The sequence below is a fragment of the Achromobacter sp. RW408 genome (genome assembly GCF_003184165.1).
GTDB classification, from domain to species: Bacteria; Pseudomonadota; Gammaproteobacteria; order Burkholderiales; family Burkholderiaceae_B; genus Achromobacter; species Achromobacter xylosoxidans.
This window is the reverse complement of the sequence record NZ_QHHO01000049.1, coordinates 238,495-249,953: the sequence shown is the minus strand read 5'-3', so window position 1 is coordinate 249,953 and position 11,459 is coordinate 238,495. Positions and strand designations below refer to the sequence as shown.

At 67.4% G+C, this 11,459-nt stretch carries 10 protein-coding genes and 2 tRNA genes; 4 read left to right on the top strand and 8 right to left on the bottom strand.

Annotated features, from left to right (window positions below):
* Positions 1–19 precede the first annotated feature (19 nt).
* The 3 genes from DK459_RS20620 to egtD form a co-directional block, all read right to left on the bottom strand.
* Positions 20–96: transfer RNA gene (locus DK459_RS20620), tRNA-Met, on the bottom strand.
* 128 nt (positions 97–224) lie between these two features.
* Positions 225–1,541: an ergothioneine biosynthesis protein EgtB gene (gene egtB / locus DK459_RS20615; protein ID WP_024068277.1), complete on the bottom strand. Its 1,317-nt coding sequence runs from the start codon at positions 1,539–1,541 to the stop codon at positions 225–227.
* A 37-nt stretch (positions 1,542–1,578) separates the two neighbouring features.
* Positions 1,579–2,556, bottom strand: coding sequence for an L-histidine N(alpha)-methyltransferase (egtD, locus tag DK459_RS20610; RefSeq protein WP_110135031.1), 978 nt, complete (start codon positions 2,554–2,556; stop codon positions 1,579–1,581).
* A gap of 378 nt (positions 2,557–2,934) precedes the next feature.
* Here egtD and DK459_RS20605 point away from each other — a divergent pair, with 378 nt between their 5' ends.
* Positions 2,935–3,267 (top strand): YqjD family protein, encoded by a 333-nt coding sequence (locus tag DK459_RS20605; protein WP_006388499.1) that lies wholly within the window; start codon positions 2,935–2,937, stop codon positions 3,265–3,267.
* Positions 3,268–3,365: 98 nt separating this feature from the next.
* Positions 3,366–4,745, top strand: coding sequence for a phosphatidylserine/phosphatidylglycerophosphate/cardiolipin synthase family protein (locus DK459_RS20600; RefSeq protein WP_024068279.1), 1,380 nt, complete (start codon positions 3,366–3,368; stop codon positions 4,743–4,745).
* A gap of 31 nt (positions 4,746–4,776) precedes the next feature.
* On the opposite strand, the gene DK459_RS20595 is transcribed toward DK459_RS20600, so the two are convergent.
* The 4 genes from DK459_RS20595 to DK459_RS20580 all read right to left on the bottom strand — a co-directional run bounded on the left by DK459_RS20595 (position 4,777) and on the right by DK459_RS20580 (position 9,915).
* Positions 4,777–6,447 (bottom strand): FMN-binding glutamate synthase family protein, encoded by a 1,671-nt coding sequence (locus DK459_RS20595; protein WP_024068280.1) that lies wholly within the window; start codon positions 6,445–6,447, stop codon positions 4,777–4,779.
* Positions 6,448–6,636: 189 nt separating this feature from the next.
* A complete protein-coding gene (locus DK459_RS20590) occupies positions 6,637–7,860 on the bottom strand; it encodes a YeeE/YedE family protein (protein ID WP_024068281.1) in 1,224 nt (407 codons plus the stop codon).
* Between the two features lie 170 nt (positions 7,861–8,030).
* Positions 8,031–8,975: an AEC family transporter gene (locus DK459_RS20585; RefSeq protein ID WP_024068282.1), complete on the bottom strand. Its 945-nt coding sequence runs from the start codon at positions 8,973–8,975 to the stop codon at positions 8,031–8,033.
* Between the two features lie 31 nt (positions 8,976–9,006).
* On the bottom strand, positions 9,007–9,915 hold the full coding sequence (locus DK459_RS20580) for a DMT family transporter (protein WP_054443215.1): 909 nt from the start codon (positions 9,913–9,915) through the stop codon (positions 9,007–9,009).
* 118 nt (positions 9,916–10,033) lie between these two features.
* Here DK459_RS20580 and DK459_RS20575 point away from each other — a divergent pair, with 118 nt between their 5' ends.
* Positions 10,034–10,477: a GNAT family N-acetyltransferase gene (locus DK459_RS20575; protein ID WP_020924438.1), complete on the top strand. Its 444-nt coding sequence runs from the start codon at positions 10,034–10,036 to the stop codon at positions 10,475–10,477.
* 139 nt (positions 10,478–10,616) lie between these two features.
* Here the strand turns inward: DK459_RS20575 and DK459_RS20570 are convergent.
* Positions 10,617–10,701 (bottom strand) — tRNA-Leu (locus tag DK459_RS20570).
* 192 nt (positions 10,702–10,893) lie between these two features.
* On the opposite strand from DK459_RS20570, the gene DK459_RS20565 reads away from it, so the two are divergent.
* On the top strand, positions 10,894–11,459 hold a 566-nt coding region (locus tag DK459_RS20565), incomplete at its 3' end, for a tRNA-uridine aminocarboxypropyltransferase (RefSeq protein WP_110135248.1).

Genomic DNA, 11,459 nt, shown 5'->3' with positions numbered 1-11,459 from the left:
CGGAGGCCTTTGAATTCTTTGGTGGCGCATCCCTGATTCGAACAGGGGACCTGCGGATTATGATTCCGTCGCTCTAACCGGCTGAGCTAATGCGCCACATCTTCTTCATTGCTGCTGACCCGCTGTTGAAAGAGAGCCAAGCAACGAAGAACAAAATTCTAGCACGGAATTTTTTGGGAATGCAACCAGGCGGAGATTTTTTTCTACATCCGCCCGGCCGCGCCTCAGGCATCGCGTGCCAGCCGGATCCCCGAGAACTGCCAGCGCGCCTCGGGCGGGAAGAAATTGCGGTAGCTGGGACGGATATGGCCGCGCGGCGTGGCGCAGGAGCCGCCGCGCAACACGTACTGATTGCACATGAATTTGCCGTTGTATTCCCCCACCGCTCCGCTGTCGGGCTTGAAACCGGGGTAGGCATCATAGGCGCTGGCGGTCCATTCCCAGGCATCGCCGAACAACTGGACCGGTCCGCTGGCGCCGAGCCGCGCGGGGGCCGGCCGCGGATCCAGGTGGCCGTTCTCCAGCAGGTTGGCGCGGGCCGACCAGGCCTCGTCGGGCAGTTGGCGCGCCGCATGCTCCCATTCCGCTTCACGCGGCAGGCGTACCCGGGCCCAGCGGGCGTAGGCATCGGCTTCGAAATAGCTGATGTGGGTGACCGGCGCCTGCAGCTCCAGTTCCTGCAGGCCACGCAAGGTAAAGATGCGCCAGTCGTCGCGCTGGCCTTCCCAATACAGCGGCGCGCGCCATCCTTCGGCACAGACCCGTTCCCAGCCGAGCGACAGCCACAACTCGGGGCGTTTGTAGCCGCCGTCGCGAATGAAGGCCAGGTACTCGTGCTGGGTCACGAGCCGGTCGGCCAGATGAAACGGCGTCAGCAGCACCTCGTGCGCGGGGCCTTCGTTGTCGAAGCCGAAGCCGCGTCCATCATGGCCGATGCGGACCACGCCGCCGTTGTATCGGGTCCAGCCGGCCGGCGTGCCCGGCGGCAGCGCCGGCGATCCGCCGGCCACGTAGGCAGGCTTGAGCGGATTGGCGGAAAGCATGTGCTTCAGATCCGTCAGGATCAGTTCCTGGTGCTGCTGCTCGTGGTTCAAGCCCAGCTCGAGCAACGCGTCGAACGCCGGGTCGTTGCCGCCGAGCCGCGATATCAACGCATGCATGGCCTCGTCCACATGCTGGCGATACCGTATCACGTCCGCCAACGGCGGCCGTGACAGCAGGCCGCGCTGGGGACGCGGATGCTTGGCGCCGATGGCGTTGTAATAAGAGTTGAACAGCATCCGGTACTGGGGATGGAAGACCGCGGTCGGCGGATGGAAATGGGTCAGCAGGAAGGTTTCGAAGAACCAGGTGGTATGCGCCAGGTGCCACTTGACCGGGCTGCAGTCGGGCATGGATTGCACCTGGCAGTCTTCCGGGCTGAGCGGCGCGGCCAGCGCCGTGGTGGTGGCGCGCACGGCGTCGTACCGGTCGTGCTGGCCGGCCTGGCCGGCGGCGTAGGGGCCGTTGGCGGGATGGGTCAGCAGGCAGGCGGGTTCCATGGCGATCCTCCAGTGGCGGGTTTGGGGGGGCGCCGCATCAGGCGCGGGCGCTGAAAACCGAAAACCAGCCGCGGGCGTCCGACCAGTGCTCGATGCTGTGATAGCCCGCGTCCTGCAGCAGGCGGGTGAATGCAGGTGGGCTGAACTTGTAGGAGTTCTCTGTGTGGATGCGTTCGCCCGCGACGAAGTGACGCGCGCCGCCGGGCCAGCTGACGGTGGTTGCCCGACGCGCCTCCAGGTGCATTTCGATGCGCGAACGGTCGCTGTTGAACAGCGCCACGTGGCGCCAGTCATCGACATTGAAATCCGCGCCCAGCACGCTATTGACGTGGCGCAGCAGATTCAGGTTGAAGGCCGCGGTCAGGTGCAGGGCGTCGTCGTAGGCCGGTTCCAGGACCTGCCTGGGCTTGACGCGATCGACACCCACCAGCAGTCCGCCGCCGGCGCATTGGACATGGATCCGTCGCAGCATGGCGAGCGCCGCCTCCGGGTCGAGATTGCCGATGCTGGAGCCGGGATAGAAGAACAGGCGCTGCTCCATGGCGATGTCGGCCGGCAGCGCCAGTGCCTGGGAGAAGTCCAGGCCGATCGGCGTGATGCGCAATTCGGGATACGACAGCCGCAGCCGGCGCACCGCCGATTGCAGGTAGTCGGCGGAAATGTCGATCGGGACGTAGTGTCGGGGGCGCAGGCTGGCAAACAGGCGCTCCGCCTTGGCACAGTCGCCCGCGCCCAGGTCGATCATGGCCTGGACCGGGCCGATGTGGCGGGCGATGTCCGCGCCATGGCGTTCGAAGATCTCGGCTTCGCAGCGGGTCGGGTAGTACTCCGGCAACTGCGTGATGGCGGTGAACAACGACGAGCCGAGCGCATCGTAGAGGAACTTGGGGTCGATATGGGCGGGGCGATCGCGCAATCCCGCGTGCAGTTCGCGCTGCTCGGCGCCGGCGGGTTGCGGTTGCGGCGCCAGGAATCGCGGCGCGGCGTCGGCAAGAAGTGCGGAAGGAGAGACCATGCGTTCAGTTCCTTTTTGAGGCGGGTGAAGCGCATTGCAAAGGCTTATTGTGGCCGCCAGAGGGGTTCTGGTGTCAAGTCTAAGCCCCTGAAATGCAATGGACTTTTACGAAATTGGGCGCGCACCCGGAGGGCTGCCATGCCGGCCGGCGGCCAATGGCGTTGCGTACGGTTCCCTCCAGGCGCAAGCTCCTCAGCAAGCGCCGCGCCACTGAAATATCGGTTAACGGCTGGTTGCGAAAGCTCGGGCGCAGCGCGGCGGGAATGGCCACAATGGTTCCATGGCCCGGCGTAGCAGCATGTCCAACCTGGTCCGGCGCCATGCCGGGCAGGCGGCCAGCCGGGAAGCTCAACGATCGACAAGCAATAAGGAGCGACTATGAATCGAAAGAACCAACGCGCCGAAATGGCCCTGCACCGCGACCGCGTGAGCGACAGCCTGCACGAACTGCTTGCCGGCACCGAAGACCTGTTGCGTTCCACGGCCTCGTATACCGGCTCCGAAATCGAAGCGGCGCGCACGCGCCTGAAGCGTCAACTGGCCGAGGCGCGTGAATCCGCTGGCGATTGGGAAGGCGCAGCCCGGGAGCGGGCGCGCCGGGCCAAGGCCTACGCCGATGAATACGTGCACGAAAATGCATGGAAGTCGGTCGGCGTGGCGACGTTGGTGGGCGTGCTGCTGGGTTGCTGCCTGCTGGCCAACCGGCGCTGAGCCGCGATGCCATGAGGCCGCCTGCGGCGCCGTCGCCGGGCAGGTCCGGCCCGGCCGTCCCTGGGCGCGGGTGGTGCCGGTGGGCGCGAGCGTGGGCGTTGGCATGTTGCGCCGCGCTGCTGGCCGCCTGCGCCAGCGTGCCCGACGCCCAGGAACGCGCGGCGCGCAAGGCGCAAGCGGGCCTGTCCACCGATGCGGCGCAGGACAGCTATCGCCGCGGCCAGGCCATCGCGGCGGATCCGCGCAATGCCAACCGTGATTTCCTGGCCCGGCACCTCGCGGTCGAAGAGGCCGTCAGCGGCGCGCCCCTGACGGCCGGCAATCGCGTGCGCCTGTTGGCCGATGGCCCCGGCACTTACCAGGCCATGCTGCGCTCGATCGCGCAGGCGCGACATTACGTGCACATGGAGACGTATATCTTCGACGACGACGCGCAAGGCGCGCGCTTCGCCGAAGCCCTGATCGCGGCGCGCAACCGCGGCGCCGACGTGGCGCTGATGGTGGATGCCGTGGGCACCATCAAGACGCCGGATGCCTTGTTCCAGCGCCTGCGCGACGCGGGCGTGCAGGTCGCGGTGTTCAATCCGGTGAGCCCCGTCAACGGCAGCCGGGCCGGCTGGTCTCCGAACCAGCGCAATCATCGCAAGATCCTGGTGGTCGATGGCAAGGTGGGTTATCTCGGAGGGATCAACGTCAGCGACGTGTACGCATCTTCGCCGGCCAGCGGGAGTGGCGGCTCCGGGGGCGTGGGCAGTGGCGCCGATGCCCGGCGCGCCGACGCCCGTGCCGCGCCCTGGCGCGATACGCACCTGCGTATCGAGGGTCCGGCCGTGGCGCAATTGGAAGCCGTGATCCGCGACGGCTGGCAATCACAGGCCAAGGAACCGCTGCGGGGCGGCGGCGAGGCGATCGCGCCGCCGTCGGGATCGACGCGGGTGCGGATCCTGGCCAACCAGCCCGATCGCAGCGATGGCTACACCGTCTATCTGACGTTGATGTCCGCATTCGAGAGCGCGCAGCAATCCATCCACATCACCATGGCGTACTTCGTGCCGGACCCGGCCTTTGTCGACGCGCTGGCCGCGGCCGCGCAACGCGGCGTGGACGTGGTGCTGGTGCTGCCCGGCTTCAGCGACTCCTCGCTGGTGTTCAACGCCGGCCGTTCGCACTACGGCAAACTGTTGGATGCCGGCGTGAAGCTCTACGAGCGGCGCGACGCGTTGCTGCACGCCAAGACCGCGGTGGTCGACGGTGTCTGGTCCACGGTCGGGTCGAGCAACATGGACTGGCGCAGCTTCGCCTTGAACTACGAGGTCAACGCGGTGGTGCTGGGGCCGGAGTTTGCCGCCGAGATGGAGGCCCTGTTCCAGCGCGATGTTGCCGAGTCGGTGCGCATCACGCCCGAGGCCTGGCGGGCCCGGGGCGTGGATGACCGCTTCATGGAATTCTTTTCACGGATGTTCGAGCGCTGGCTCTAGCGCCGCCGCGCCGTGCGGCGTTGCGCGCGATTCAGGCCGTCGCGGGATGGGGCGGATGCGCCATGGCGTGTTCCTGCGCCAGCGCGGTGCTGATGTCGTGGGTCGGCTGGAACGAATCGGCGCGCGCCATCGACCAGCCGGTACGGAACACCTGGTGGCGGAACTCGCCGCGCAGCAGTTCGCCGGGTGCCAGTTCGGGGAACAGCGCCGACAGCAGCCGGATCTCGCTGGACGAAATGCGGCGGGCGATGTGGTGCGGGCGCAATTGGCCGGGATGGGTCAGGCCGGCGGCGGCCAGCAGTTCGGCCAACGCGTGCAGCGTGTTCTTGTGGAAGTTGGCGACGCGCTCGGCCTTGTCCGGCACCACCAGGGCGCGCTGGCGCAGCGGATCCTGGGTGGTGACGCCGGTGGGGCACTTGCCGGTGTGGCAGGCCTGGGCCTGGATGCAGCCAATGGCGAACATGAAGCCGCGCGCGGCGTTGCACCAGTCCGCGCCCATGGCCATGACGCGGGCCATGTCGAACGCGGTGATGATCTTGCCGGAGGCGCCCAGCTTGATGCGGTCGCGCAGGTTCACGCCAATGAGGGTGTTGTGCACCAGGCGCAGCGCTTCGCGCAGCGGGGTGCCGACATGGTCGACGAACTCAACCGGCGCGGCGCCGGTGCCGCCTTCGGCGCCATCGACCACGATGAAGTCCGGCGTGATGCCGGTTTCCAGCATGGCCTTGACGATCGCGAACCATTCCCACGGGTGGCCGACGCAGAACTTGAAGCCCACCGGTTTGCCGCCGGACAGCTCGCGCAGGCGGGCGACGAACTTCATCAGGCCGATGGGCGTATCGAAGGCCGAATGGCTGGCCGGCGAGTTGCAGTCCTGCCAGGGCGCCACGCCGCGCGCTTCGGCGATTTCCGGCGTGACCTTGCCGGCCGGCAGGATGCCGCCGTGGCCCGGCTTGGCGCCCTGCGACAGCTTGATCTCGATCATCTTCACCTGTGGCGTACAGGCGTTCCTGACGAAGGCTTCCTCGGAAAAGGCGCCGTGTTCGTCGCGGCAGCCGAAATAGCCCGAGCCGATGTTCCACACCAGGCTGCCGCCCGGCTGGCGGTGGTAGCGGCTGATGCCGCCTTCGCCCGTGTCATGCGCAAAGTTGCCTTGCCGCGCGCCTTCGTTCAGCGCCAGCACCGCGTTGGCCGACAGGGCGCCAAAGCTCATGGCAGACACGTTGAAGGCGGACATTGCGTACGGTTGTGCGCAGTCCGGGCCGCCCACGGTCACGCGGAAATCGGTGTCGCCGATATGGGTGGGCGACATGGAATGGTTGATCCACTCGTAGCGATCGCCGTAGACGTCTTCCTGGGTGCCGAAGGGGCGCTTGTCGATCTCGCGCTTGGCGCGCTGGTACACGATGGAGCGTTGCGCGCGCGAGAACGGCGAGGCCTGGGTGTCGTCTTCCAGGAAGTACTGGCGGATCTCGGGGCGGATGAATTCGAACAGGAAGCGCAGGTTGCCCAGCACCGGATAGTTGCGGCGGATGGCGTGGCGCGTCTGGATCAGGTCGTACACGCCCAGCAGGCTCAACAGCACCAGCGGCACGGCGGCCCACAGCCACCAGTACGAATCCGTGAACACCAGGATGGTGGTCGCGGCCGCGGCCACCAGGGTCAAGATAAAGGCCGTGTAGCGGCCGGCAATCCATTGCATGTCCATCTCCGTATTGCGGAATGCAGCAACCATACACCAGGGCGGCTGTAAAACCGGTAAACGGGTCGTGCGGCCCGGCAGCCGCCACGGGCCGGCGTGGGGACGTGGAAACGGCGCCAGTGCTGGCTCTGCGGGCCGCGGACGTAAAAAAGCCCCCTGGTCAGGGGGCCGTTGCTGGAACAGTGTTTCTCAGCAGCTGGATGCCGCGGGCGTCTTTTCGACCGCCAGACCGAACAGCGGGCGCAGGCGCACGCCCAGGGCGCTGCCGGCAAATGCCGCCGGCAGCCACAGCCAGGCGTGCAGGCTGCCCGACAGAATGCCGCTGAAGTAGGCGCCGATGTTGCAGCCGAAAGCCAGGCGCGCGCCGTAGCCCAGCAGCAGGCCGCCGATGACGGCGCCGGCCAGCGAGCGCGCGGGCACCTTCCAGACCGGCGCGAACTTGCCGGCGGCGCTGGCCGCGGCCAGCGCGCCCAGCATCAGGCCGATGTCCATCACCGTGGTCACGTCCTGGCGCAGCGGCGCGCCCAGCGCGGCCTGCTTGCTCCAGTAGGCCCAGGTGGCCACGTCGCCGCCCATCGCGTCCAGCGCCTTGGCGCCCCACAGCGCGAACGCCGAGGTGATGCCCCAGGGGCGGCCGGCCAGCGCCAGCGTGGCGAAGTTCAGCGCCACCAGCGCCACGCCGCCCCAGATCAGCGGCCAGGGCCCCTGCAACAGCGACGTCGGGCGCGCGGTGCGCGAGGCGAACGAGATCACATGGCCGTGGCGGCGTTTTTCCAGCTTGGTGGCGACCCAGGCGATCAGCGCGAACACCGCCAGGTTGGCGATGATGGCGGGCGCCAGGCCCCAGGTCTTGATGAGCGAGGTGGGCGCCAGCGCGGGCAGGGTCGACCACCAGCCGAATTGGGCGGTGGCGATGACCGAACCGACGATGAAGAACAGCAGCGTGACCAGCATGCGGGTATTGCCGCCGCCCACCGCGAACAGCGTGCCCGAGGCGCAACCGCCGCCCAGCTGCATGCCGATGCCGAACAGGAACGCGCCCAGCAGCACCGATACGCCCGGCGGCGAGACCAGGCCGTTGACCGGCTGGCCGAACAGCGAGCCTTGCGCCAGGAATGGGAAGAACAGCAATACGCCGAGGGCCAGCATGAACATCTGCGCGCGCAGCCCGGCGCCGCGGCGGTCCGACACGAACACGCGCCAGGCCTGGGTGAAGCCGAACGACGCGTGGTACAGCGCCACGCCCAGCAGCGCGCCGACGATCCACAGCGCGCCCTGGCGCCAGCTCACGGTCTGGTTCAGGTACAGGGCGCCTGCCAGCAGCAGCAGCAGCGCGATCCAGAGCGGCTTGCGGTTGATCTGGATCGGCGGCAGCGCCGAGGGCAGGGGCAGGGTGGAGGCGTTGGTGCTCATGGTCGAGTCCGGGGGGATCGGTAAGGTGAAATCCGGCGAAGGAAAAGCAAACGGGCGCGTCGCCGCACCCGTCATCGTGGTGTCCAGTCTAAAGCGCGTCGAACATTTCTCAAAGAATCAATTTGCGCTTTCTTAATAACTAATGGTTATATTCTGGCCTGCGCTGGCCATCACATGATCGGGTTGGCACTGATCCACGCCACCAGCAGGCTCACGGTCACGACCGACAGCACGGTCGACACCAGGATGGCGCGGGACGTCACGCGCGCGTCGCGGCCATACATCTGCGCCAGCATGAAGGGGCCGGTGCCGATCGGCAAGGCGCTCATCAGCACCGCCGTCCAGGCCCACAGCGGCGGCATGGAAAACACCTGGAACGCCAGCAGCGCGGTCACGGCCGGCTGCAGCAGCAGTTTGCCGGCCACCAGCCGCAGCACGCCGGGACCGGAGCTGGCCGATTCGGTCTGGGCCAGGAACAGGCCGATGGTCACCAGCGCGCACGGGCTGGCCGACGCGCCCAGCAGCGACACGTAGCGATCCAGCCCCTCGGGCAGCGCCAGCCCGGTGCCGGCCCACGCCAGGCCCAGCATGGGCGCGGCCAGCAGTGGATTGCGCATCAGCGCGCGGCCTACCTTGGCGAGCGTGGCGGCCAGGCTCGGCGCCTGCTGGCGGTCGAACTCGATCAGGGCGATGGCGCAGCCGAACAGCACGCTGGCCGTCAGCAGCGTGCTGAAGGCCGCGGGCGCCAGGCTCTCGGCGCCGAACAGCGCCAGGCACAGCGGGATGCCCATATAGCCGGCGTTGGCATAGGCGGCGGCCAGTCCCTCGATGCCGCGGTCGGTCAATCCGCGCGGTCCACGCTTGCGCGGCAGGAACGCCAGCAGGAAGGTGACGGCGATGCCGCCGGCAAAGGCGCCGACGAAACCCCAATGCGCCATGTGCGCCAGGTCCACCTGGGTCATGGCGCGAAACAGCAGCGCCGGCAGCGACAGGTAGACCACGTAGCGGTTCAGGGCGTCGGTGGCGGCCGGCCCCAGGATGCGCCAGCGCGCCGCCAGCCATCCGGTCAGGATCAGCGCGAAGACCGGCAGGGCGGCGGTGATGACGGCATTCATGGCGGCGGGTGGCGGGGGCGCGAAAAGGCGCTCATTCTACTTGCCGCGCCGCCGTCGGGGTGCGCGCCGAGCGCGTCACCAGCAGGATGCCGAGCGCCGCGAGCACCATGCCGGGCCAGGCCAGCGGCGGGATCGGCTCGTCCAGCACCAGCAGTGCGATGACCGCGGTCGATGGCGGCACCAGGAAGAACAGCGCCGATACGCGCGATGCCTCGCCATGGCGCAGCATGGCCAGCAACAGGGAGATCGCGACCAGCGAATTGCCCACCACCAGGTAGGCCAGCGAGCCCAGCAAGGGCGCGGTCCAGTCGATGTGCATCGGTTCCAGCCAGAATGCCAGCGGCGCCGTGACCGCCAGCCCCACGGCGTATTGCACCGTGTTGGACGTGACGGGGTGGGTCTGCACACCGAAGCGCTTTTCATACAGCGTGCCGCTGGTGATGCAGAGCAGCGCGGCCACGGCGAACACCAGCCCGAGCGTCGAGGCCAGGTCGACCGAGGCCTTGGCAACGATGACCAGCGCCGCGCCGGAAACGCCCAGTCCCAGCCCGGCCCAGCGCCGCGCGTCGACGCGTTCGTGGGCGATCACCGGCGCCAGCAGACCGATCAGGATGGGCTGCAGCGACGTGATCAACGCCAGCCCGCCGGCGGACATGCCCTGCTTGAGCGACAGATAGGTGAAACAGAAATAGCCCGCCTGCAGCAGCAGGCCGACCATGGCCAGGTGGCCCCAGGCGCTCGCGCCTTGCGGCAGCGGCGGGCGCAACGCCAGCAGGAACGGCGCCAGCAGCGCCACCACACAGGCATAGCGCAGCGCCAGGAACGTCATCGGGTCGGCATAGGCCAGGCCCACTTTCAGCACGACGAAGCCGCTGGACCACAGCAGCAGGAAAAGCGCGGGCGCGAATTTCAACCAGGCGGGCGTTGCGGCTTGCGGCATGATGGCGATCAGCTGCGGGAATGGGCCAGCCGCGATGGTACGCCTGTTTCGCCGATGCGCCATCCCTGCGAAAATGTCGACAGTGGATTCATATTCAGCAGTGGCGCGAGGGAAAAAAATGGCCAACCAACAAAAGCCGACGGTACGTATCACCCTGGGAACCTGGGATCGCCTGCGCGACGACGCGTCGTCGGTGCGCTACGACGTGTTCGTGGTCGAGCAGAACGTGCCGCCCGAAGTCGAGATGGATGACGACGACGCGGTCTCGGTGCACGCCGTGGCCTATGCCGCCGACGGCACGCCGCTGGGCACCGGCCGTCTGCTGCCCGACGGCCACATCGGCCGCATGGCCGTGCACAAGCGCGCACGCGGCCTGGGCGTGGGCGGCCAGTTGCTCGACGCCCTGATCGGGCAGGGCCATGGCGATGGCCACCGCATGCTGGTGCTGCATGCGCAGACCCACGCCAAGGGCTTCTACGAGGCCCATGGTTTCCAGGTGGAAGGCGAGGAGTTCATGGAAGCCGGCATCGCGCACGTCGTCATGACGCGGGTGCTGGCCTAGGCGCTTGCGAACGAGCGAACGATCGGCCGGCTGTCTAGGCCGGCCCGATCATTCGGGCCGCAAAAGAAAAAACCCCGGACGCTTTCGCGAACGGGGTTTTTCTTGGCGCATCACGACAGGTACCTCGTGATGTAATAATTGGTGCCCAGGAGAGGACTCGAACCTCCACACCTTGCGGCACATGGACCTGAACCATGCGCGTCTACCAATTCCGCCACCTGGGCGCTGATGTCTTACCTTCCGCGTCGCTTTCCAGTTTGCGTTCCATCTTTCGACTTCTTGCTACCGGCTGCGTTTCGTTTCGTGTTCAACAGCAGAGGAACGAGATTATGCATACTTTTTTGGAAGTGTGCAAGTCATGCAGCATTTTTTTCACTTTTTTTTCGATGCGGCCGGCTTGGCTATAGTGTCGCCCCATGTCACGCCCTGTTTGCCTGCGCTGTAAGCGCCCCGAATCCCATTGCCTGTGCGCCCTGATCCCGGCGCTGCTCCCGCGAACCCGTGTGGTGGTGTTGCAGCATCCGAGCGAGGCGCGCCATGCGCTGAACACAGCGCGGCTTGCGGTGTTGGGGCTGAATGGCGCGCGGCGCCTGGTGGGCGAACGCTTTCAGCATGAGCAGTGGGCCGAGCCTGGCTATGCGCCCTGCGTGCTGTTTCCCGGCGAGGGCGCGGAGGTATTGATTCCGGGGTGCGCCGCCGCGACGGGCGCGCCGGTGCAATTGATTGTGCCCGATGGCACCTGGACTCATGCGCGCAAGCTGCTGCACATCAATCCGCAACTGGCCGCGTTGCCGCGCGTGATGCTCCCGGCCGGCCTGGCGACGCGCTACCGGGTGCGGCACGCGGACATTCCGGGTGCGCTGTCCACCATCGAGGCGGTGACGCACGCGCTCAATGCGCTGGAGGCGCCACGTAATTTCGATGAACTGCTGCGGCCGTTCGAGGCCTTGATCGATGGCCAGATCGCGGGGATGGGGGCGGA